Genomic DNA, 21,169 nt, shown 5'->3' with positions numbered 1-21,169 from the left:
TCAGTGGGTCCCGGGTTCGAATCCCTGAAGGTGCACCAATGGCCCGTTGGTCAAGCGGTTAAGACGGCGGCCTCTCACGCCGCAAACATGGGTTCGATTCCCGTACGGGTCACCAATTTAATTATAGTTTTAACCGGAGACGGTTGAAATAGCAGTCGGTGTTGATTGCGGTGAGGGTCCACCCGTTCCCATTCCGAACACGGAAGTTAAGCTCACCTGCGCCGAAAATACTTGTCTGGAGACGGACCGGGAAGATAGGTAATGCCGACACAGAACTGGACAGTCGTAAGATTGTCCAGTTCTTTTCACCAGAGTTGGTGTTGATTGCGATGAGGGTCCACCCGTTCCCATTCCGAACACGGAAGTTAAGCTCATCTGCGCCGAAGATACTTGTCTGGAGACGGACCGGGAAAATAGGTAATGCCAACACATCAGGAACGGACAGTCCATGAGACTGTCCGTTTTTTGTTTATCCTTATTTCGATAGGGGGCATCCACATGCGCTACAAACAGGTGAAGAGAGGGATCTTTCTGGCCCGCCCGAACCGCTTCATAGCCCACGTGGAAGTGGACGGCAGCATGGAGGTCGTCCATGTAAAGAATACCGGCCGCTGCCGGGAACTGCTGGTGCCAGGGGCGGTGGTCTACCTGGAGAAGGCGGACCAGCCCAAGCGTAAGACACAGTTTGATCTCATTGCGGTGAAAAAAGGTTCCCTCTTGATCAATATGGATGCCCAGGCGCCAAACCAGGTTTTCGGGGAGTGGGCCCAGGTAGGAGAATGGGTTCCGGGCTTGACGCTCCTGAAACCGGAGACAAAATTTGGCCATTCTCGCTTTGATTTTTACTGGGAGGCAGAGAACTTTTCCACCAAACGGCGCGGCTTTGTGGAAGTAAAGGGGGTTACGCTGGAGGAAAACGGCGTGGTACTCTTTCCGGATGCCCCCACGGAACGCGGTGTCAAGCATATTGAGGAGTTGATTGCCTGCCATGCGGCGGGATATGAGGCAGCCCTCTGCTTTGTGGTACAGATGGAGGGAATGAGGTGTTTCCGCCCCAATGACCGGACCCACCCGGCCTTTGGGGAAGCACTGCGGCGTGCCCGGGAAGCAGGGGTACAGATTTTTGCACGGGAATGCCGGGTTTCTCCGGATAGTTTGATGCTGACAGGAAATATCCCGGTAGAGCTCTGAACGAGGGGGGGAGAGAGATGGAACTGGACATGGAACGGGTATGGAGGGACCAGCAGAGGCCCATTCCCTGGGAAGAGGACCCGGACCTGAGCGATGTACCCGCCCCACAGGACTGCGGGGAAGCCCTTCTGGATGTGACAGACCTCCATCCCCGGATTCGATTTGACCGCGCTTACCAGAAGCGGGGACTTCGCGGGGCCATGGACCGGTGTCTTATGCGGGAGGGGGTCTGGAAGAGGCTGTGCCAGGTGGTGGAGGGACTTCCGGCGTGTTATTCGCTGCTGATCTATGACTGTCTGCGGCCGTTGACCCTCCAGAAGGCCATCTATGAGGAGTTTGAGGATATTGTGCGGGCGCGTACCCCGGGCCTCCAGCCGGAGGAGGTGGAGCGGATCCTGAGTGATTTTGTGGCCAAGCCGGTCAAACGGCGCCATGCGCCCGCCCCCCATACCACGGGCGGTGCGGTGGATCTCACTCTGTGCAAAAACGGCGTCCCGCTGGACATGGGGACCGGCTTTGATGATCTGACCCCGGCAGCCCACACCCACTGGGTGGAAGAGCATCCGGAAAACCAAGCGGCTTTGGAGAACCGGCGCCTGCTCTTTCACCGGATGACCGGGGCAGGATTTATCAACTACTGCACCGAGTGGTGGCACTTTGCCTATGGAGAGCGGATGTGGGCCCACGCCCACGGGACTGCCCCCAAATATGGATTTTGTCCGGAATGTGATTTTCCGGAGGAGAGATAAAAAATCGGACTGCAAATTTGCAGTCCGATTTTTCATGGATTGACACCTACGCTATCCTATCGTATGATAACTATAACGATATTCGATATAGTCAGGGGAGGGAAAATCGTGGCGCGAAAAAAGCTGGATACGTTGACCGAGCCCATGTACTATGTCCTGCTGTCCCTGCGGCAGGAGCGCCACGGCTACGGCATTATGCAGAACATCTCCGCGCTGACCGGAGGGCGGGTGAATGTGGGGGCAGGCACCCTGTACGCTCTCCTGGAGCGCTTTGAGAAGGATGCCCTGATCTACCGCACCCGAGTGGAGGAGAACCGGAAATACTACCGCCTGACGGAAGAGGGAGATCGTGTGCTCCGGGTGGAGTATGAGCGCATCCGCCGTCAGGCTGCTGATATGGAACACGTTCTGCGAGAGGAAGAGCGGAAGTGAAGCGGGAGCGGTACCTGGACCGGATGGAAGTCATTCTGGACAGCTGAGGAGGCGTGTGAATGAGACGAAAATTGGGCCTTTTTCTCTATGAGGAGATGGACTATAAGGCGGCTGAGGACTGGCTCAACCGCCAGGCGGCGGCGGGCTGGGAGCTGGACCGGATCTGGCTCAATGTGCTGGCCTGGTTTCGGCCCAGCGGGCGGACCGATCTGCGCTACTGTGTGGACCTGCACCGAAAGCCGGATGAATACGCCCTAGATATGGAGGACTACTACCAGCTCTGCGCCGACGCCGGATGGGAGTATGTGGCCCAGAGCGGCGGCATGGCCATCTTTGCCTCCAGCCCTGTGGCCCGGCCGGTGCCCCTTCAGACCGACCGGAAGATGGAGGAGCGTACCTATTGGAAGCGGGCCATCCGTCCGGCCATCCTGGGGCACCTGCTGTTGCTGGGGCTTCTGGCGGCCCTGGCGGCCCTGTGGGGCTGGCTCCAGTGGCGCGGCGTGGGAAGAGCGGTGAAGCCCAGTGAGATCCTGTGCAGCACCGCCTGCCTTTTGGGGGCGCTTGGTGTTCTCTGCTGTGTGATCGGACTGCTCTGGAGTATTCCGGCCGGACTGCTCCACTGGCGGCGCTGGAAACGGGCAGTGGAGCGGGAGGAGCCGGTGGCCAGCTCCCCCTTCTGGTCCCGCTTCCGGGGCGGCGTGGGGTGGCTGGGCTGGCTGCTCATGGAGCTGTGCGTGATCTTTCAGCTGGTGGAGCTGTTCATCCCCTTCCTGGGATACAGCGGCTATGATGTGGCCGCCCACCGCCCGGAGCTGCGGGAGCGCCCTCTGGCTATGGCCGAGGAGATGGGGGTGGACCCCAATGCGGTGACGTACATCCGGGAGGAGCCGGTCTGGTCCCTGCTGGTACAGGGGATCCGATATCACGAGGACGCCCGGGAGGAAGAGGGATACCAGTTCCTCTCCTGCGACCGCTATACCTGTGTGAGCGACGGATACGCCTCTCTTCTGGTGCGGGCCATCCGATGGGAGAGTGGGCGCAGCGGGTACGAGGCATACGGACTTCTGGACTTTGTACCGGTGGAGCTGGGCCTGGATGAGAGCTGGAGCGCCCGGGACGGTTCCTTCCTCCTGCTGCGGGAGGGCCGCACGGTTGCCCTGGTAGGGGCGCATATTCTGGACGGAGGAGCGCCCGACCTGACCGGGGAGCGTATGTGGAATGCCGTCTTGGAGCGGCTGGATCTGGAGTGAAACGATGAAAAAACGGTATGCGTTTTATGGCTTTCGGGATGAGGATTACCGGGCGGCCGAGACCTGGCTGGAGGGCTGGAAAGCCCGTGGCTGGGAGCTGGAGCGGGTGCTGGCCGGCTGCATCGCCGTCTTTGTGCCCCTGAGCTGCCCGGAGATGCGCTATACAGTGGACCTGGTTCCCGCGCGCAGGCGGGAGGAGTCGCAAGAGGGCTGGGTAGAACGACAGGCGGAATACCGTCAGCTCTGCGCCGATGCGGGCTGGGAGCAGGTGGGGGAGAGCGGGGCACAGCGGATCTACAAATCCATCCGCGGACAGAACCCTGTCCCTCTTCAGACCGACCCGGAGCTGGAGCAGGCGCGCTTCCAGCGGCAGGTGGTGCGCCCGGCGGTGGAGTCCACGGCCAGTGTCCTCGTTACGGTGGTGCTCTCCACGGTACTCTTTTTTTACGCGGAGCGGAGGGCGGTCTACTGGTTTGAGCTCCTGCTCCATCCGGGGGAGCTTCTGGCCCTGGGAATGATCGGGCTGGGACTCCTGTGGCAGCTCTACAAGCTGTTCCATGTGTGCCGGTATGGCTGGAAGCTGCGGCGGGCCCAGGGGGAGGTCCTTCCGAGGCCCTCTCTCCGGGGAGCTCGGGTGCGGGCCTGGGGGGATGCCCTCTGGCTGCCTGTTCTGGCAGCGGCGCTGCTGAGTACCCTCTGGACGGGCAACCTGCGCACCGAGACGCCGCTGGATCCAGCACAGCTGGCAGAAGAGGGCCGGCCGGTGGTCACAGCGGCCGATCTGGGCGGAATCACCCGAACCGACGACATCATGTGGCAGGAGGGGAGCGGGCTGCTCTCCACAGTGAGTTTTGTCCAGAGCAGGGGCCTGGGAGGCATCCTCTACGTGGAGCGCTATGACGCGGCCACTTCCGCTCTGGCCGGGCAGGTGTTCCGGGAGCTAGAGCAAAAAGCGGACCAGGATGAGACTAAGGCCATACTCTGCGGCCGGGGCGAGGGGACAGCCATCCCGGTGGAGGTCTCTGGTGCGGAGGAGAGCGTGCTGTATCAATATGAGCGGGGTGAATATCTCATCCTCCGCAGGGGAAAGACGGTGGTCCGTCTTATGGCAGATTTGGACTTTACGGACCCGGCCCTTCTTGCTACAATAGTATCACAAACGAAATTAGGAGCGTGATACCGATGGCAAAGGTACTTTTCGTCAACGCCTGTGTCCGGGAGGAGAAGTCCCGCACTCTGAAGCTGGCCCGCGCCTTTCTGGCGGAGTACGCAGCCCGCCATCCGGAGGACGAGATCACCGAGCGCAATCTGATGCAGGAGCGCCTGGAGCCCCTCTATCCCGACACGCTGGAGCTTCAGGAGTCCCTGCTGGCGGCCAAGCAGACCGATCACCCCATGTTTGAGGTCTCCCACCAGTTTACCTCGGCCGACCGCATCGTCATCGCGGCCCCCTTCTGGGAGCAGTCCTTTCCCGCCCTGCTGCGGGTCTATCTGGAGCGGATCTCCGGGGTCAATCTGACCTTCTACTATGACGAGGACGGGGTGGAGCACGGCCTCTGCAAGGCGAAAAAGCTCCTCTTCATCACCACCCGGGGCGGAGATTTTTCTGCGCCGGAGGTCCAGTGGCTGGAACTGGGAGCCAGTCAGCTCAAGGTGATCTGCCATATGTTCGGCATTCCCGAGTTCCGCTGTATCGCGGCGGACGGATTGGATATCATTACAAATGACGCAGAGCAAATCATGGCTCAGGCTCTGGAGCGCTGCGTGGAAGAGGCGAAAACATTTTGAACAAACCCAAGCTCCTGCTGCTGGCGACCGGCGGCACCATTGCGTCCCAGCCCACGGAGGAGGGACTGGCCCCCGGATTGGACGGAGAGGCCCTGACCGATATGCTGCCCTCTGCGGTGCTGAAGCGGTATGAGATCACGGTGCGGGATATCCTGCGCATGGACAGCTCCAATATCCAGCCGGAGGAGTGGCAGATCATTGGACGGCATGTCTTTGCCTCCAGCCGGGAGTATGACGGCATCGTCATTACCCATGGGACCGACACCATGGCCTATACGGCCTCCATTTTGTCCTTCATGCTCCAGGGGATCTCCATCCCGGTGGTGCTCACCGGGTCCCAGCTGCCCATTGAGCATCCCCTCTCCGACGGACAGGAGAACCTGCGCCTGGCGCTGGCCATGGCGGAGAGCGGGATCGGCGGCGTATTTGTGGCCTTTAACCGTAAGATCATCCTGGGCACCCGTGCGGTTAAGACCCGCACCACCGGATTTGACGCTTTTGAGAGCGTGAACTGGCCCTATGTGGCCCAGGCCTCCGGAGGCGGACTGGACTGTACTCCGGCCGCCCTTCCCCCGCTGCGGGATGAGGGATGTGTGCTTCGGGACGCCCTCTCCCCCCGGGTATTTTTGATGAAGCTCACCCCGGGGGTGGAGCCTGAGATCTTTGACATGCTCCTCCAGATGCACTACCGGGGCATCGTGATCGAGGCCTTCGGAGCGGGCGGCCTGCACTTTGTGCGGCGGGATCTGGTGGCCAAGCTCCAGGCGGCCGCGGCCGCGGGTGTGTCGGTGGTGGTGTGTAGCCAGTGCCTCTATGAGCCCAGTAATTTTGCAGTCTATGAGGTGGGACGCCGGGCGCTGGAGCAGGGCGTCATCCAGGGGCGGGACATGACCACCGAGGCGGCGGTCACCAAGCTCATGTGGGCCCTGGGACAGACGCAGGACCCGGAGCAGGTCCGCCGTTACTTTGAGACCAGCCTGGCCGGCGAGGTGACCCTGGAGTAATCCGCCGGGACCATGTGATTCTAAAATGGAATACAGAGTAAAAATAAAACAGCCTGTGGAGGATTCCACAGGCTGTTTTGCAGTTGTATGGGAGGGTGTCCCTCAGATCTCTCGCCGTCCCTCCAGGGCGCGCATGAGGGTGGCGTCGTCGGTATACTCCAGGTGGCTGCCCACCGGGATGCCGTAGGCCAGACGGGTCACCTTCACCTGGAAGGGCTTGAGGAGCCGGGAGAGGTACATGGCTGTGGCCTCTCCCTCGGTGTCGGGGTTGGTGGCCATAATGACCTCCCGCACGCCACCGGCGGCCACCCGCTCCACCAGCTCCTTGATGTGCAGGTCGTCGGGGCCCACGTGGTTCATGGGGGAGATGACCCCGTGGAGCACATGGTAGAGTCCATCGTACTCTCGAGCACGCTCGATGGCCACCACATCCTTGGGACTGGCCACCACACAGATGACACCCCGATCCCGCTTATCACTGGAACAAAGGGCACAGGGGCCCTCGCCCTCGGTCAGGTTCTGGCAGACCGGGCACAGGGAGATGGAGTGCTTGGCGCCTAAGAGGGCGTCTGCAAAGGCCTGTACGTCCTCGGCACTCTGGGAGAGGACGAAAAAGGCCAGGCGCTGGGCGCTCTTATGGCCGATGCCCGGCAGACGGGCGAACTGCTCCGTAAGGGTTTCCAGAGCAGGGGGAAAATACTGCATGGATGGACCTCCGATGATGGTTGAGAGTTAGCCCCGCAGAGCCGCGATGGCCATGGCGGGATCGGCCGCGCCGTAGACGGCAGAGCCGGCCACCAGGGTGTCGGCCCCGGCGGCGATGACCCGGCGGGCGGTCTCGGGATTGATGCCGCCGTCCACCTGCAGCCGGCAGGCGGGGTTATACTGGCGGATCAGGGAGCGGACCTGGCTGATGGTGTCCAGCTGGTCGGCCATGAAGGACTGGCCCCCGAAGCCGGGTTCCACCGTCATGACCAGCACCATGTCCAGGTTTTCCAGGTAGGGCAGGATGGCCTTGGGAGAGGTGATGGGGCGCAGGGCCACCGCCTTCTTCACCCCGCAGTCCTCCATGACCCGCAGGGCCTGGGCAATGCCGGTGGGGCCGTCGGCCTCCAGATGGACCGAGAGGAGATCGGCGCCGGCCTTGGCAAAGTCCTCGATGTAACGCACCGGCTTATCGATCATCAGGTGCACATCCAGGAACATATCGGTGCATTTGCGAATGGATTTGACCACCGGGATACCAATGGTCAGATTGGGCACAAAGTGGCCGTCCATGACGTCCACGTGGAGCCAGTCGGCGGTGGAGACCCGCTTGATGTCCCGCTCCAGGTTTACAAAGTCCGCGGAGAGAATAGAAGGGGCAATTTTAATCATACTTTCATCCTCCGTTCATACCATGGAAAAGCTGTGGGGTATATACTCGTGGGAGGGCGGGCGCACCGCCCGTTCCCATTGCGCATAGGATGGTGCACGCGGCAGGGACGGCACGGCCGTCTGCACACAGAGACCGGCCGGAAGCTCTCCCCGGCCCCACGGGCCCGGAACCGGCAGGGAGCACTGTGTGCGCCGCTGGGTATAGTTGGCCGCCGGTGGGCTTCGCCGGCGGCCAACAAAGAGCGTTTACAGGACGGTATTGACCACACGGGCGTCGTAGCCCGCAGCCTTGAAGGCGTCCAGGATGGCATTTTTGTGCGCGTGGCCGAAGGCCTCGGTGGTGACCCGGAGCTCCACGCCCGCCTGACGATTGATGTTGACGAACTGGTTGTGCTCCAGCTTGATGATGTTGCCGTTCTCCTGGGCCACGATGTTGGCCACCCGCACCAGCTCGCCGGGGCGGTCGGGCAGCTGCACCGAGAAGGTAAAGACCCGGCCGCGGTTGATGAGGCCGTGCTGGACCAGGGAGGAGATGGTGATCACGTCCATGTTGCCGCCGGAGAGGACAGGCACCACGTTTTTCCCCTTGCAGTTGAGGTGATGGAGGGCGGCGATGGTGAGCAGGCCGGCGTTTTCCACCACCATCTTGTGGCGCTCCATCATATCCAGGAAGGCATCCACCAGCTCACTGTCGTGGATGGTGATGATGTCGTCCAGATTCTTCTGGATGTAGGGGAAGATCTGGTCACCGGGCGTCTTGACGGCCACGCCGTCGGCAATGGTGTCGATGGTGGGGAGGGTGACGATGTGTCCGGCCTCCAGGCTGGCCTTCATGCTGGCGGCACCCACAGGCTCCACGCCGATGACGGTGACATTGGGATTGAGGAGCTTGGCCAGGGTGGACACGCCGGTGGCCAGTCCGCCGCCGCCGATGGGCACCAGGATGATGTCCACATCGGGCAGGTCCTGGAAGATCTCATAGGAGATGGTACCCTGGCCGGTGGCGATGGCGGGGTCGTTGAAGGGGTGTACATAGGTGAGGCCCCGCTCCTCCGCCAGCTGGGCGCACAGGGCGGCGGCATCGTCAAAGGTTTCGCCGTGCAGGATGACCTCCGCGCCGTAGTCCTTGGTGTTATTGACCTTGACCAGCGGCGTGGTGGTGGGCATGACAATGGTGGCCTTGACGCCAGCGGCCTGGGCGGCATAGGCCACGCCCTGGGCATGGTTGCCTGCGGAGGCGGTGATGAGGCCCCGGGCCTTCTCCTCCTCCGAGAGGGTGCTGATCTTATAGTATGCGCCGCGGATCTTGTAGGCGCCGGTGACCTGCATGTTCTCCGGCTTGATATAGACATGGTTGCCCGTGCTCTTGGAAAGGGCGGGGCTGTAAATCAGGTTGGTGTTCAGGATGACGCCGGACAATACATTGCGGGCGGCCTTGAACTCGTTGAGCGTAAGCATGAGAGACGTCCCCTTTCATTGACACAGCGGATGGGAGCCGCCTCACACAAAGGAGCGACCATGACCGTTGCGTGTATCTCCGGACCCGGAAGGCCCTGGAGCCCCAAAATAGAAGTACCGCCGCTGGGGCGGATGCACTGCATATATCATAATAATTTTTCACGCTAAAGTCAACGAGAGAAAGTGCCATTCCCGCTGGAAGCGGATGTTTCTTGACACCCCAACTGCGGAAAGGTACAATAAAACCAGCTCAAATAAGCCCCTGTTTTGGAGGATATGCAAATGGCGAAAGAAAGACGACCTTCTGTGGCCCCCATCTATGCCGTGGGCGTCACCTGGCTGATCTGGTCCCTGGTATTGCCCCTCTATCAGCCCCTGCACTGGTTTGGGGCGGCGGCGGCCTCCCTGGCGGTCTATGTGCTGGGGCGCTGTCTGATCTGGAAAGACCGGGTCCTGATCGTGCCCGACGAGCCGGAGCAGAAGGAACCGGAGGAAAAGGCAGAGACCAAGGAGGAGACGAGCGAAGATCCGGAGATCGCAGCCCTCAAAAAGGAACGGGAGCGGGCGCTGAGCGAGATGCGCCGCCTCAACGACAACATTGAGGATGCCACCATCTCGGCCCAGATCGACCACCTGGAAGAGGTGACCGGAAAGATCCTGGACTATGTGGCGCAGCACCCGGAGAAGCGCTCTCAGATCCGAAAGTTCCTCAACTACTATCTGCCCACCACCCTCAAGCTGCTCAACGCCTATGACCGGATGGGAAGTGCCGGCGTGTCGGGCACCAACATTGACGGGACCATGGGCAAGATCGAGACCATGATGGAGACCATTGTCGCCGCCTTTGACCGGCAGCTGGACGCCCTCTTTGGAGATGAGGCACTGGACATTGCCACCGACATCACCGTACTGGAGCAGATGCTGGCGGGAGAGGGTCTGAGCGGATCGAATTTTGAAACCAAACCGGAATAAAGGAAAGAAATATTACGAATTGAAATAGGAAAGGACGAATCACTATGTCGGATAAATTGGATACCATGCCGGAACTGACTCTGACGCCCACCCTGGACACCGCTGCGGCCGCCGCGCCCCAAGCTCCTGAGCTGACGCTGACGCCCCAGACGGAGGAGCAGAGCGCGGCCATGACCCAGGCCGAGCGGGACGCCAACGCGGTCAAGCTGGATGAGAGCCGTCTCACCGAGGCCGAGCGGAAGATGGTGGACGAGTTTGCCCAGAAGATCGACATCACCGACGCCAACATGGTCCTCCAGTACGGCGCGGCGGCCCAGAAGAATATCGCCGGTTTCTCGGAGAATGCCCTCAACTCGGTGCGGACCAAGGACCTGGGCGAGGTGGGCCAAGCCCTCTCCTCCCTGGTGGTGGAGCTCAAGCATGTGGGCACCCCGGAGGAGAAGAAGGGGGGCATCTTTGGCTTCTTCCAGAAAAAGAAGGATGAGCTGGAGGAGATGAAGATCGCCTACTCCAAGGCGGAGACCAATGTAGACAAGATCGTCTCCATTCTGGAGCAGCACCAGGTCACCCTGATGAAGGATGTGGCCATGCTGGACCAGATGTATGAGCTCAATATGAAATACTATAAGGAGCTCACCATGTATATCCTGGCCGGGAAAAAGCGCCTCCAGCAGGTCCGGGCGGAGGACCTGGAGGCCCTCAAGCGCAAGGCCGGGGAGACCGGCGCCCAGGAGGACGCCCAGGCCTACAATGATCTGGCCAATATGTGCAGCCGCTTTGAGAAGAAGCTCCACGACCTGGAGCTGACCCGTATGATCTCGGTGCAGATGGGGCCCCAGACCCGGCTGATCCAGAACAACGACGCCCTGATGCTGGAGAAGATCCAGTCCTCGCTGGTGAACACCATCCCCCTGTGGAAGAGCCAGATGGTCCTGGCCCTGGGGCTGGAGCACTCCCGCCAGGCCACCGCGGCCCAGAGCGCCGTCACCAATATGACCAATGAACTCCTGCGGCAGAATGCGGACATGCTCAAGATGGGCACCATCGAGACTGCGCGGGAGGCCGAGCGGAGTGTGGTGGATATCCAGACCCTCCAGCACACGAATCAGCAGCTGATCTCCACCCTGGACGAGGTGATGAAGATCCAGCAGGACGGCGCCCAGAAGCGCCGGGAGGCCGAAGTGGAACTGGGACGGATCGAGGGCGAGCTCAAGCAGAAACTGCTGGAGCTGCGGGGTTAAGCCTTGGGCGCCCTGAAAAAGCGCGGCACAGCGCTGCTGCTGGCAGCGCTGATGATCCTGGCCGCCATTGGGATCGGACAGCTGCGTAAGGAACAGTATCTGCTGCCCCAGGACACCGGAGTGCCGCTGGATAACTCCCTGGACACCGGCTCGGTGAGCCGCTTTTTGGACGACCAGGCCGGGCTCCTCTCCGAAGGGGCGGAGCAGACGGTGCGGCTCTACAATGCCAACTGGGATGCCCGTTACCACAGTGTGGTGGCGCTGGTGACGGTGGAGCATACGACCTCTGGATCTCTGGAGGAGGCGGCACAGGCGGCCGGTCTGGACATGGGACTGGGCGAGGGGGATGCGATTCTCTACATCGACGCGTCCCAGGGAAGTTATTACCTCTTTCCCGGAACCGAGTTCTCCACCCTGCTCACCACCCAGGCGATGGAAGATCTGGACCGCCGGGTCCTCTCGGGCAGTGCCTGGGAGGATGGTGTCCTCAGCTTCTATCAGGGGATGGATGAGCTCTACCAGAACGCCTTCGGTACCGGGGATATGGGCACTGCGGCCTATACCACATCGTCCAAAGCGTCGGTGGACTGGGTCTCCATGACCGTCGTTGCGGTGGTATTGATCTTTGTTTTGGCCAGTGTGGCCGATGAGTACCGCTATAATGAGTACCGCCGCCGCTATTATGGCGTGCCCAATCCCCCGGTGCTCTTCCGGCCCATTCTCTTCTGGCACGGCCCCCGGTACGGCTGGTACCGGCGGCGGTGGAATGCCCCGCCCCCACCTCCGCCGGGCGGACGTGGCCCCGGTGGATTTGGAGGTGCGGGGAACCACGGACCCAGAGGAGGCGGAACCTTCGGCGGGCGGCCCTCGGGCGGGAGCCATGGTGGCTTCGGCGGCTCCCGGAGCGGACGGGGCGGCAGCTTCGGTGGAGGCGGCAGTTTCGGCGGTTCCCGGGGCGGACGAGGCGGTGGCTTCGGCGGCAGCCGAGGCGGCGGCTTTGGAGGTTCCAGAGGAGGCGGGGGCTTTGGCGGCGGACGCCGCTGAGGTCTGCGCAGAAGGAACAGGAAACGGGAGTGCTCCGGCACTCCCGTTTTTTCTGGGCGGCCACATAACTTGGACACAAGTGGATGGTATGATAGGGAGGAAAGGGGGGAGAGAAATATGGAGACAGCCATTCTGCTGGCGGAGGATGAGGAGCGGCTGCGCACGGTGGTGCGGGACTACTTTGTCGCCCACGGTGTGGCGTGCCGCACGGCGGCGGACGGAGCCGAGGCGCTGGAGGCCCTGCGGGAACGGGACTATGACGCGGTGCTGCTGGATGTGATGATGCCGGGACCGGACGGCTTTGCCGTGTGCCGGGCGGTGCGGGAACGCAGCGGGGTCCCCATCCTCTTCCTCACCGCGCTGGGAGACGAGGCCCACGCCCTGCGGGGCTATGAACTGGGGGCGGACGACTATGTGGGAAAGCCCTTTTCCCTGGCCCTTCTCTATGCCCGTACCATGGCCCTGATCCGCCGGAGCCGGGGCGGGACCCTGGGGACGACCCTGCGCTGCGGGGCCATCGGGCTGGATACCGGCACGCGGACCTGTACGGTAAACGATTTGGAGGTCCCGCTCTCACCCCGGGGATACGAGCTGCTGCTCTGTTTGATGCGCAACCGGGGGGTGGTCCTCAGCCGGGCGCAGCTGCTGGACAAGGTGTGGGGCCTGGACTTTGAGGGAGATGAGCGGGCGGTGGACGTACAGATCAAGAACCTGCGCGCTGCCCTGGGAAGTGCCGGGCGGCAGATCCGGACCGTGTTCAAGGCGGGTTATCAGCTCATGGAGGGATGACCATGAAGGACCGAGTGTTTTGGCGCATCTTCCGCAGTGTCTTTTTGAGCTTCTTTGCCCTATGGCTCCTCCTGGTGGGGGTCCTTACCTTTCAGAATCTGGACGCCAAGCAAGACCAGGTAGAACACGCCATGGGGTCGTACGAGGAGTCTACTCTGAAAAACTGCCAGCTGGTGCTGGAGGGGACGGCGGAGGAATGGGAGAAGCCGGCCATCCTGACGAACCGGATGACAAGCTACGACACGGCGGGGGCCATGGGGGTGTTCCGCCTCTACGACCAGGAGGGGACTGAGCTGGCCCGCACCCCCCTGACCTGGGGAAGCTTCTGTCTGCCGGGTACAGGGGTCTATGACCACTACCTCTGCTTTGACACGGTGCTCAGCGAGGAGGAGCACGTGGCGCTGGCAAAACGGATACGAGCCAATCCGATTTATACCCACTTCTATGGCACGGAGGGCGGACTGTACGAGGCGAGTGACAACGAGCGGGTGGGCCTGCGGGGGGAAGTCATCGGAGTGCAGGAGGGAAATGTGGTCTACCCCCAGAAGCTGGTGTACTACTATGAGGAGGGGCCTGTGGTCCTGCTGGACACGGACAGTTCCTTCTTCCAGGACAAGGCGCTCACCACCTTTCCCTTTGACGCGGCTCAGGTGAGCTCCCCCCTGGTGTGGAGCAAGGACAGTCCGGAGCAGGCCCTGACCCTCTTCCGGGCGGCCGAGGGGCGCATCGACAGTCTGTTGGACGGGAGAAAGCCGGGAACCGATTGGACCGGCGGCGGAGGCGGCGGCCAGGGCTATGCCCGCTGCGGTCCGTCAGCAGACCAACCGGAGCTGATTTCGGCCTACGGCGTGGCCTACCACACCTGGCGGCTGGGGAGCAGCGGACTGGAATTCACCTATGGGGCCACCTTCCTCTTTCTGCTGCTGCTGGCCCTCCGGGTCAGCAAACGGCAGGCCGACACCCTGCGGCGGGAGCGCTCCCTCACCCGGGCGGCCGCCCATGAGCTCAAGACCCCGGCGGCGGTGGTGCGCTCCTACGCCGAGGCCCTGCGGGAGGACATTGCCCCGGAAAAGCGGGAGGAATACCTCTCCGTGCTGATGGACGAGGCCGACCGGATGGGAGTGCTGGTGTGCGACCTGCTGGAGCTCTCCCGAATGGAGGGAGAGGAGAAGCGGCTCCTTCCGGAGGACGTGGATTTGACCGCACTGGTAGCGGGGGCGGCCCAGCGCCTGGGCCGGTCGGCGGAGGAGCAGTCCATCCGCGTTGTTCTGGATCTGGAGCCGGTCCGGATCGCGGGAGACCGGATGCGCCTGGAGCAGGTGGTGGACAATCTCCTCTCCAACGCCCTGCGGCACACACCGCCCGGCGGAGCGATCCGCCTCACGCTGGTCCGGTGGGACCGGATCGTACGCCTCGCCGTGGAGAACGACGGAGAGCCCATCCCGCCTGAGGACCTGGGGCGGCTCTTTGAGACCTTCTGGCGTGGCGAGAAGGAGCGGGCCCGGGCCGGAGGCTCCGGGCTGGGGCTGGCGCTGGTGCGGGAGGCAGTGCGTCTCCACCGTGGATTCTGCGGCGCGGAGAACATCCCCGGCGGGGTGCGCTTCTGGGTAGAGCTGCCCGGGGGTGAGTGATGCTTGCCAAGTGGGGCGGTCTATGGTATCCTGAGGACAGAAAGGAAGGGATACCATGAACTTTGACCGAATTCGTATCAAAGCGGAGGCCCGCGCCTGTTTGAGCGGAGCCAATCCCCATCCCATGCTGGTGACACTGATCTACCTGCTGCTGACCAGCGGCGTGAGTATGGGAGGAAACTATGTGATCTTCCTGCTGGCCACCGGATCGCCCCTGCGGGCCATTGAGGGCCTGCTTTTGGGAGGACAGTATCTCTCGGAGGAGCTGCTGACCGGGGCATTCCTTCTGCCGTTCCTCTTTTTCACCATTGTGATGGCGCTTTTTTCCGCTGTGCTGAGCGCAGGGTATATGGCCTACGCCATGCACCTGGCCCGGGGCCAGGAGGGAGGATTTCAGAGCCTCTTCAATATCTTCTCCATGGCTGGAAAAGTACTGCTGACCGACATCTGGCAGACGCTGTGCATGCTGCCCTGGCTGCTGCTGGGCACGGGAATCTACTGGGTGCTGGGGCTGGTCCTGATGGGAATGGGCAGTCTTGGGATTTTCCTCTTCCTGGTCCCCGGCATGATCGGTTTTCTGGTCTACTGCTTCTGGGTCATGCTGCGCTATAGCCTGACCTACTTCTTCCTGCTGGATGAGCCGGAGAGCGGTGCCCGGGAGGCTGTGCGCAACAGCGTGACCTATATGAAGGGCTGGAAGTGGGAGCTGTTCAAGCTGGAGCTCTCCTTCCTGGGGTGGCAGCTGCTCTCGGTCCTGACCCTGGGGATTCTGGGACTGTGGGTGACGCCCTACTACATGGCGTCCATGGCGAATTTCTATGACTTTGTCACCGGACGTTTCCCCCGCCCGCCCAAGCAGGAGGCCCTGGACCCGCCTCTGACCTTTGAGTAATGAAAAAAACCGCCTGTGCCACTTGGCACAGGCGGTTTTCTTTGGATCAGATTTCCCACAGGTTGCGGAGCAGGCCATAGAGCAGAAGATAGGCCACACCGCACCAGATCAACTTCTGTTCCCCGGGGCTTGGCAGCCCCCGTCCGGTGCGGATATAGCGCACGGCCAGGGAGAGCAGAAGGACGGCTAAAAAGGGGAGCAGGAGCATGAGACCGGGATTGGCCCGCCAGGCTCCGGCCAGGTCCAGCCGCAGCAGGGCAAGACACATCCGCGTGACCCCGCAGCCAGGGCAATTCCACCCGGTGAGGAGATGGAAGGGGCAGGGGATGGACCACCCGGTCACAAGGCAGAAGGCGGCATAGGCCAGTCCGGCGGCCAACAGGAGCCCCAGACCTCGCATCAGGCGAAGGGTGCGGGCACGCATCAGGCGATCTCGTATTTATTGAGCTCGTTCTGGATCAGAGCCATCGTCACAATGGACAGACCGAACAGGTTGAGAATCAGGAAAATGATGGGCAGAGAGCCGGCAGGCTCGCCGTGCTGGGCCCGGGCGTCGTCCATGGCCTCGCCCATCTTGTAGCCCCAGTAGATCCCATAGATTCCACAGGTAATGAGGTTAAACAGGAACGCCATACCGCCGGAAGTCTGATAGCGGTCGGATACGATACGGCTTTCATCGGTCAGGCAGATGAACCAGTAGATACTGTAAATACCGCAGGTAATGATGGAATAGATCACACACAGGGGGATGCTTCTCTGTTTCATATTGAACGCTCCTCTTGCTTCATGTCTTGCTTCATTCTTGCCCGTATTATACCGAAAAGATGCCAATATGACAAGTAGGGGAGCGGTTTTTAACCGCTCCCCTAGTAAAATTATTCCAGTACAGCGCCCCGTGCGGCGGAGGTGACCAGCTTGGCATACCGGGCCAGGTAGCCGGTTTTGACCTTGGGCTCGGGGCAAACCCACTTGGCACGGCGCTCTGCCAGGGTGGCCTCGTCCACTTCCAGCTGGATCTTGCAGGCGGGGATATCAATGGAGATGATGTCCCCCTCCTCCACAAAGGCGATGGGGCCGCCCAGCGCGGCTTCGGGAGAGACATGGCCGATGGAGGCGCCGCGGGTAGCGCCCGAGAAGCGGCCGTCGGTAATGAGGGCCACGCTTTCGCCCAGGCCCATACCACAGATGGCGGAGGTGGGATTGAGCATTTCCCGCATGCCGGGACCGCCCTTGGGGCCCTCATAGCGGATGACCACCACGTCGCCGGAGACGATTTTGCCCTCATAGATGGCAGTGATGGCCTCCTCCTCGCTGTTGAACACCCGGGCGGGGCCGGTGTGGCGCATCATCTCGGGGGCGACGGCGGAACGCTTGACCACACAGCCCTCGGGCGCCAAATTGCCCTTGAGGACGGCGATACCGCCGTCGGGGGAGTAGGGGTTCTCGATGGGACGGATGAGCTCGGGATTCCGATTCTCCACACCCGCCAGGTTCTCCTCCATGGTTTTGCCGGTGCAGGTCATGACGCTGGTGTCCAGGAGGCCGCGCTTGGTCAGCTCCTTCATCACCGCGTAGACGCCGCCTGCGCCCTCCAGATCCTCCATATAGGTATCGCCGGCAGGGGCCAGGTGACAGAGGTTGGGAGTCTTGGAGGAGATCTCGTTGGACATGTCCAGATCCAGCTCGATGCCGCACTCGTGGGCGATAGCGGGCAGATGGAGCATGGTATTGGTGGAACAGCCCAGTGCCATGTCCACCGTCTCGGCGTTATGGAAGGCGGCGGGGGTCATGATATCCCGGGGGCGGATGTTCTTCTCCACCAGCTCCATAATCTGCATGCCCGCGTGCTTGGCCAGGCGGAGACGGGCCGACCAGACTGCGGGGATGGTGCCGTTGCCCCGCAGGCCCATGCCGATGGCCTCGGTGAGGCAGTTCATAGAGTTTGCGGTATACATGCCGGAGCAGGAGCCGCAGGTGGGACAGGCGTTGTTCTCATAGTCCTCCACGCCGGCCTCATCCAGCTTGCCCGCCTTATAGGCGCCCACCGCCTCAAACATATGGGACAGGCAGGAGCGGCGGCCGTCGTTGAGTCGGCCGGCCAGCATGGGGCCGCCGGAACAGAAGATGGTGGGGATGTTTACCCGGGCGGCCGCCATGAGCAGGCCGGGCACGTTCTTGTCGCAGTTGGGGATCATGACCAGACCGTCAAACTGGTGAGCCATGGCCATGGCCTCAGTGGAGTCGGCAATAAGATCTCGGGTGACCAGGGAGTACTTCATGCCGATATGGCCCATGGCGATGCCGTCGCACACCGCAATGGCGGGGAACTCCACCGGAGTGCCGCCGGCGGCGCGGATGCCGGCCTTGACGGCCTCGGCGATCTTGTCCAGATTCATATGGCCGGGAACGATCTCGTTATAGGAGCAAACCACGCCGATGAGAGGACGCTCCAGCTCCTCCTTGGTGTAGCCCAGAGCATAGAAGAGGGAGCGGTTGGGGGCGCGCTCCACACCTTTTGTCACATGATCACTGCGCATGGAAAAGACCTCCTCAAAATCGCAAACAAAGTTGTATGATGACGCTTGCGTTGTATGATAACTTATTATAAAATAAGAGCAAGAAAGATGTCAAGCAGGAGAGGGAGGCTTTTATGGAGAAAAAAAACCTGGCACAGCAGACGGCGGAGCGGCTGTATGCGCGGATCGTCCTGGAAAAACAGATCGCCCCGGGTGAGAAACTGCCCAACGAGCTGGAGCTGGCGCAGGCCCTGGGCGTGAGCCGTGCCACCCTGCGGGAGGCAGTGCGCACGCTCACGGCCCAGGGGGTGCTGGAGGTGCGCCGCGGAAAGGGCACCTTTGTCTCCCGGGAGGTGGAGGGCATTGAGGACTTTGGCTTCGGCGGTCTGAGCCGGGTGAAGGGACAGTTGCGGGACCTCTTTGAACTGCGCAGCATCTTTGAGCCGGCCGCCGCCCGGCTGGCCTGCTGCCGGGCCACCGAGGGAGAACTGGCCGACATTCTGGAGCGGGGGGCCGCGGTGGAGCGGTGCATCCGGGCGGGAAAGGACCGCACCGCCGCCGACGGAGCCTTCCATGCGTCCATCGTCCGGGCCACTCACAATGAATTCCTCACCCGTTTGCTGCCCCTCATCGACCGGGCGGTCATGACCGCAGTGGAGGCGGGAGAGCATGGCGAACAGCTGGCGGAGGACACCCTGCGGGACCACGCACTGCTTCTGGAGTTTTTTGCCCGCCGGGACGGAACCGGAGCCGAGCACGCCATGGCCATCCACATGCGCCACAGTATGGACGTGATGGGACTGGAAGGGGAATAAAAGACAGGCCGGCGATTTCCGCCGGCCTGTCTTTTATGGAATATCAAATTGGAATACCGCATTCCGAGGCGCTCTTTTGGGAGCCGGAAGAGCGGAAGGGGCAGGCCACCGCCCGGTTTCGGCCGGTGCGTTTGGCCTCATAGAGGGCGGTATCCGCCCGGGCGATCAGTTCTTCCAGGGTCCCATCTGATGGGATGGGGATCTCGGCACAGACTCCGGCGCTGAGGGTGACCCGGCGGCCCTCATTGTCCCAGTGGGGAAGCTGTTTCCGGGCCAGCGAGTCCACCACCCGACGGGCGATCTCCAGTGCCTGAGCACAGACGGGACCATAGAGAAAGAGGGCAAATTCCTCCCCGCCGTAGCGTATGATGTCCGCCTCTTTCAGCGCATCGTGATGGAGCAGGAACTGCGCCATCTGTTGGAGGAGACGGTCTCCCTGGGGATGACCGTAGCGGTCGTTGTAGCGCTTGAAGTGGTCGATATCCAGCATGATACAGGCGGCGCTCTCCCCATCCTCCCGACAGCGGCGGAACCGCTCCGCCACCGTGCGGTGCAGATAGCGGCGGTTGTGGAGTCCAGTCAGCGTATCCGACATGACCTCCTGCCGGAGAATTTGGTGGGAGCGCTGAATTTCCTCATACTGGCGCTCAATGAGCAGCTCGTCCGCCTTGAGGCGAATCTGACTTCGATAGGTATAGATGGAGAGCGCCAGAGCCAGCAGGGAGAGAAAGAGGCTGTTGATGCCGTTGCTGAAGCGCTGGTCCAGTCCGTTGGGGCAGGGGAAAAAGGGGAGCATCAGGTTGAGCAGGATAAAATCCGACAGATAGAGCAGAGCACTTTTCCAGGGGGACATCATGGAGAAAAAGGCGGTGCTCAGGACAATACAGGTGTAGACGATCAGACTGTTTCCGCCCAGCTGATCATTGAGGGTGATCCCCACACTCCAGAGATTGAGAAAGACCACATAGAGATGGTATACGCCAAAATACCGGCGGATCATCTGGGGCATCTGCCGTCCCAGCTGCCTGGTATAGAGCAGCACAAAAATCGTCGCAGCCAGCAGGGAGAGGTAGAGCAGGATATAGGTCAGCCGCCGGAGATGGAGAAAGGGACCGCCGGGGCGGATGGCCATCAACACCAGCATCACACATTCATAGAAGATGATCAGGCCCAGCAGCATGCTATGAAACCGATGGCTCTGTTGGTAGATACGGAAAAAAATAGCGTCCTGATCGTCCAGGCTATCGGGCAATCCCAGATAAGACCGCAGCAGGTCGGTGCGGGAAATGTCATGATAAGGCTTCAATCGGCTCACCTCTGGCAGGAACATGTGGTGACAAAAATGGTAGAGGCATTATACAGGAATCCGGGAATTCCGTCAACCGCAGACAGCAAGACAGAACGCTTGTCTGCCAACCGGGTGGATGTTATATGGAGGGCGCAACCTGCGGTTGCGCCCCGGTTGGTGGACGCAACCGTACTTATGGAGTAGAATAGAGGAATCCTGAACGAAAGAGGTGCAAAACATATATGATGACGATGGGGATACTGATTCCGTTTTTATTTCTCCTGTGGATCGTGGTTGTTGCAGTAGTGGTTGTGGTACTCCTGGTGGCTCGAAAGAGGCGGAGCGGGAAAGGAGAGGAACAGGCGCGGCAGAGCGACACAAGTGACACGCTGGGAGAGGTGCTCAAAGCCCACCGGAAGCGCTGCGGGATGACCCAGGAGTTTGTGGCGGAAGCGGTGGGGGTGAGCCGTCAGGCGGTGAGCAAGTGGGAGAGCGGGGGTTCACTTAGATAAAGATACCACACCAATCCCACGCTGACTTTTGCTCAACCAATACAGCCGGAGGGCTGGATAACAAGAAAAGGCGGTATGCGCCCCGTGGAGGGGTAGCATATCGCCTTTTCTTGTGGGGGTTTCCAAAGGGGGCAACGCCCCCATTTGGCACACGACTTTGCGAAGCAAAGTGTAGTGTGTTATACGCTCTGTCGGCGTTGTCGTGAAAATGCCGTTGCCG

22 protein-coding genes, 1 tRNA gene and 2 rRNA genes are annotated in these 21,169 nt (G+C 61.5%); 18 read left to right on the top strand and 7 right to left on the bottom strand.

The window, feature by feature from the left end:
- Positions 1-40: 40 nt before the first annotated feature.
- The 10 genes from H8S34_RS14350 to H8S34_RS14305 all read left to right on the top strand — a co-directional run bounded on the left by H8S34_RS14350 (position 41) and on the right by H8S34_RS14305 (position 6,414).
- Positions 41-115, top strand: a tRNA-Glu gene (locus H8S34_RS14350).
- Between the two features lie 39 nt (positions 116-154).
- Positions 155-270, top strand: a 5S ribosomal RNA gene (gene rrf, locus H8S34_RS14345).
- Positions 271-313: 43 nt separating this feature from the next.
- Positions 314-429 (top strand): 5S ribosomal RNA (rrf, locus tag H8S34_RS14340).
- Positions 430-498: 69 nt separating this feature from the next.
- Positions 499-1,191 carry a DNA/RNA nuclease SfsA gene (gene sfsA / locus H8S34_RS14335; RefSeq protein WP_186964370.1) on the top strand — a complete coding sequence of 231 codons (693 nt, stop codon included), beginning with the start codon at positions 499-501 and terminating at the stop codon, positions 1,189-1,191.
- Between the two features lie 17 nt (positions 1,192-1,208).
- Complete coding sequence (locus H8S34_RS14330; RefSeq protein ID WP_186964369.1) at positions 1,209-1,940, top strand: M15 family metallopeptidase; 732 nt, start codon at positions 1,209-1,211, stop codon at positions 1,938-1,940.
- 108 nt (positions 1,941-2,048) lie between these two features.
- A complete protein-coding gene (locus tag H8S34_RS14325) occupies positions 2,049-2,372 on the top strand; it encodes a PadR family transcriptional regulator (RefSeq protein WP_186964368.1) in 324 nt (107 codons plus the stop codon).
- A gap of 59 nt (positions 2,373-2,431) precedes the next feature.
- A complete protein-coding gene (locus H8S34_RS14320; RefSeq protein ID WP_186964367.1) occupies positions 2,432-3,622 on the top strand; it encodes a DUF2812 domain-containing protein in 1,191 nt (396 codons plus the stop codon).
- Between the two features lie 4 nt (positions 3,623-3,626).
- Positions 3,627-4,799, top strand: a complete 1,173-nt coding sequence (locus H8S34_RS14315) for a DUF2812 domain-containing protein (RefSeq protein WP_186964366.1) — start codon at positions 3,627-3,629, stop codon at positions 4,797-4,799.
- Between the two features lie 5 nt (positions 4,800-4,804).
- Positions 4,805-5,410, top strand: coding sequence for an FMN-dependent NADH-azoreductase (locus H8S34_RS14310; protein WP_101691573.1), 606 nt, complete (start codon positions 4,805-4,807; stop codon positions 5,408-5,410).
- On the top strand, positions 5,407-6,414 hold the full coding sequence (locus tag H8S34_RS14305; protein WP_186964365.1) for an asparaginase: 1,008 nt from the start codon (positions 5,407-5,409) through the stop codon (positions 6,412-6,414). Before H8S34_RS14310 ends, H8S34_RS14305 begins: the two co-directional genes overlap by 4 nt.
- 102 nt (positions 6,415-6,516) lie before the next feature.
- Here the strand turns inward: H8S34_RS14305 and recR are convergent, their stop codons facing one another.
- The 3 genes from recR to ilvA all read right to left on the bottom strand — a co-directional run bounded on the left by recR (position 6,517) and on the right by ilvA (position 9,249).
- On the bottom strand, positions 6,517-7,119 hold the full coding sequence (gene recR / locus H8S34_RS14300) for a recombination mediator RecR (RefSeq protein WP_101691571.1): 603 nt from the start codon (positions 7,117-7,119) through the stop codon (positions 6,517-6,519).
- A 27-nt stretch (positions 7,120-7,146) separates the two neighbouring features.
- Positions 7,147-7,791 carry a ribulose-phosphate 3-epimerase gene (rpe, locus tag H8S34_RS14295; RefSeq protein WP_101691570.1) on the bottom strand — a complete coding sequence of 215 codons (645 nt, stop codon included), beginning with the start codon at positions 7,789-7,791 and terminating at the stop codon, positions 7,147-7,149.
- Between the two features lie 246 nt (positions 7,792-8,037).
- Positions 8,038-9,249 (bottom strand): threonine ammonia-lyase, encoded by a 1,212-nt coding sequence (ilvA, locus tag H8S34_RS14290; RefSeq protein ID WP_101691569.1) that lies wholly within the window; start codon positions 9,247-9,249, stop codon positions 8,038-8,040.
- 282 nt (positions 9,250-9,531) lie between these two features.
- On the opposite strand from ilvA, the gene H8S34_RS14285 reads away from it, so the two are divergent.
- The 6 genes from H8S34_RS14285 (at position 9,532) to H8S34_RS14260 (ending at position 15,818) form a co-directional block, all read left to right on the top strand.
- Positions 9,532-10,221: a 5-bromo-4-chloroindolyl phosphate hydrolysis family protein gene (locus H8S34_RS14285; RefSeq protein WP_186964364.1), complete on the top strand. Its 690-nt coding sequence runs from the start codon at positions 9,532-9,534 to the stop codon at positions 10,219-10,221.
- Between the two features lie 44 nt (positions 10,222-10,265).
- Positions 10,266-11,462 carry a toxic anion resistance protein gene (locus H8S34_RS14280; protein ID WP_101691567.1) on the top strand — a complete coding sequence of 399 codons (1,197 nt, stop codon included), beginning with the start codon at positions 10,266-10,268 and terminating at the stop codon, positions 11,460-11,462.
- A 3-nt stretch (positions 11,463-11,465) separates the two neighbouring features.
- Positions 11,466-12,506 (top strand): TPM domain-containing protein, encoded by a 1,041-nt coding sequence (locus H8S34_RS15405; protein WP_186964363.1) that lies wholly within the window; start codon positions 11,466-11,468, stop codon positions 12,504-12,506.
- 117 nt (positions 12,507-12,623) lie between these two features.
- Positions 12,624-13,295 (top strand): response regulator transcription factor, encoded by a 672-nt coding sequence (locus tag H8S34_RS14270; RefSeq protein WP_186964362.1) that lies wholly within the window; start codon positions 12,624-12,626, stop codon positions 13,293-13,295.
- A gap of 2 nt (positions 13,296-13,297) precedes the next feature.
- Positions 13,298-14,926, top strand: a complete 1,629-nt coding sequence (locus H8S34_RS15250; protein ID WP_186964361.1) for a sensor histidine kinase — start codon at positions 13,298-13,300, stop codon at positions 14,924-14,926.
- Positions 14,927-14,981: 55 nt separating this feature from the next.
- On the top strand, positions 14,982-15,818 hold the full coding sequence (locus tag H8S34_RS14260) for a DUF975 family protein (protein ID WP_186964360.1): 837 nt from the start codon (positions 14,982-14,984) through the stop codon (positions 15,816-15,818).
- Between the two features lie 46 nt (positions 15,819-15,864).
- Here H8S34_RS14260 and H8S34_RS14255 read toward each other — a convergent pair whose 3' ends face one another.
- From H8S34_RS14255 to ilvD, 3 genes are all read right to left on the bottom strand, one after another.
- On the bottom strand, positions 15,865-16,242 hold the full coding sequence (locus H8S34_RS14255; protein ID WP_101691562.1) for a DUF2752 domain-containing protein: 378 nt from the start codon (positions 16,240-16,242) through the stop codon (positions 15,865-15,867).
- The gene (locus tag H8S34_RS14250; RefSeq protein ID WP_101691561.1) at positions 16,242-16,583 is read right to left on the bottom strand and encodes a DUF4234 domain-containing protein; all 342 of its coding nucleotides are present in this window, start codon (positions 16,581-16,583) and stop codon (positions 16,242-16,244) included. Before H8S34_RS14250 ends, H8S34_RS14255 begins: the two co-directional genes overlap by 1 nt.
- Positions 16,584-16,693: 110 nt before the next feature.
- Positions 16,694-18,355, bottom strand: a complete 1,662-nt coding sequence (gene ilvD, locus H8S34_RS14245) for a dihydroxy-acid dehydratase (RefSeq protein WP_101691560.1) — start codon at positions 18,353-18,355, stop codon at positions 16,694-16,696.
- A 113-nt stretch (positions 18,356-18,468) separates the two neighbouring features.
- Between ilvD and H8S34_RS14240 the strand changes: the two genes are divergently transcribed.
- Positions 18,469-19,149 carry a FadR/GntR family transcriptional regulator gene (locus H8S34_RS14240; RefSeq protein WP_101691559.1) on the top strand — a complete coding sequence of 227 codons (681 nt, stop codon included), beginning with the start codon at positions 18,469-18,471 and terminating at the stop codon, positions 19,147-19,149.
- A 43-nt stretch (positions 19,150-19,192) separates the two neighbouring features.
- Here the strand turns inward: H8S34_RS14240 and H8S34_RS14235 are convergent, their stop codons facing one another.
- On the bottom strand, positions 19,193-20,455 hold the full coding sequence (locus H8S34_RS14235; RefSeq protein ID WP_186964359.1) for a GGDEF domain-containing protein: 1,263 nt from the start codon (positions 20,453-20,455) through the stop codon (positions 19,193-19,195).
- A 233-nt stretch (positions 20,456-20,688) separates the two neighbouring features.
- Here H8S34_RS14235 and H8S34_RS15515 point away from each other — a divergent pair, with 233 nt between their 5' ends.
- Positions 20,689-20,949: a helix-turn-helix transcriptional regulator gene (locus tag H8S34_RS15515; protein ID WP_436277856.1), complete on the top strand. Its 261-nt coding sequence runs from the start codon at positions 20,689-20,691 to the stop codon at positions 20,947-20,949.
- Positions 20,950-21,169 lie beyond the last annotated feature (220 nt).

The sequence above is a fragment of the Pseudoflavonifractor hominis genome, assembly GCF_014288125.1.
In the GTDB taxonomy this organism is placed as follows: domain Bacteria; phylum Bacillota; class Clostridia; order Oscillospirales; family Oscillospiraceae; genus Pseudoflavonifractor_A; species Pseudoflavonifractor_A gallinarum.
Note: the sequence above shows the minus strand (reverse complement) of the source record. Positions and strands in the feature narration are given on the sequence as shown.

Coding starts and splice junctions, on each gene's coding strand:
- sfsA (WP_186964370.1), top strand. CDS start 499: ATGCGCTACAAACAGGTGAAGAGAGGGATCTTTCTGGCCCGCCCGAAC.
- H8S34_RS14280 (WP_101691567.1), top strand. CDS start 10,266: ATGTCGGATAAATTGGATACCATGCCGGAACTGACTCTGACGCCCACC.
- ilvA (WP_101691569.1), bottom strand. CDS start 9,249: ATGCTTACGCTCAACGAGTTCAAGGCCGCCCGCAATGTATTGTCCGGC.
- H8S34_RS14320 (WP_186964367.1), top strand. CDS start 2,432: ATGAGACGAAAATTGGGCCTTTTTCTCTATGAGGAGATGGACTATAAG.
- H8S34_RS15250 (WP_186964361.1), top strand. CDS start 13,298: ATGAAGGACCGAGTGTTTTGGCGCATCTTCCGCAGTGTCTTTTTGAGC.
- H8S34_RS14310 (WP_101691573.1), top strand. CDS start 4,805: ATGGCAAAGGTACTTTTCGTCAACGCCTGTGTCCGGGAGGAGAAGTCC.
- H8S34_RS14330 (WP_186964369.1), top strand. CDS start 1,209: ATGGAACTGGACATGGAACGGGTATGGAGGGACCAGCAGAGGCCCATT.
- rpe (WP_101691570.1), bottom strand. CDS start 7,791: ATGATTAAAATTGCCCCTTCTATTCTCTCCGCGGACTTTGTAAACCTG.
- H8S34_RS14270 (WP_186964362.1), top strand. CDS start 12,624: ATGGAGACAGCCATTCTGCTGGCGGAGGATGAGGAGCGGCTGCGCACG.
- H8S34_RS15515 (WP_436277856.1), top strand. CDS start 20,689: ATGGGGATACTGATTCCGTTTTTATTTCTCCTGTGGATCGTGGTTGTT.
- H8S34_RS14255 (WP_101691562.1), bottom strand. CDS start 16,242: ATGCGTGCCCGCACCCTTCGCCTGATGCGAGGTCTGGGGCTCCTGTTG.
- H8S34_RS14240 (WP_101691559.1), top strand. CDS start 18,469: ATGGAGAAAAAAAACCTGGCACAGCAGACGGCGGAGCGGCTGTATGCG.
- H8S34_RS14260 (WP_186964360.1), top strand. CDS start 14,982: ATGAACTTTGACCGAATTCGTATCAAAGCGGAGGCCCGCGCCTGTTTG.
- H8S34_RS14315 (WP_186964366.1), top strand. CDS start 3,627: ATGAAAAAACGGTATGCGTTTTATGGCTTTCGGGATGAGGATTACCGG.
- H8S34_RS14250 (WP_101691561.1), bottom strand. CDS start 16,583: ATGAAACAGAGAAGCATCCCCCTGTGTGTGATCTATTCCATCATTACC.
- recR (WP_101691571.1), bottom strand. CDS start 7,119: ATGCAGTATTTTCCCCCTGCTCTGGAAACCCTTACGGAGCAGTTCGCC.
- ilvD (WP_101691560.1), bottom strand. CDS start 18,355: ATGCGCAGTGATCATGTGACAAAAGGTGTGGAGCGCGCCCCCAACCGC.
- H8S34_RS14285 (WP_186964364.1), top strand. CDS start 9,532: ATGGCGAAAGAAAGACGACCTTCTGTGGCCCCCATCTATGCCGTGGGC.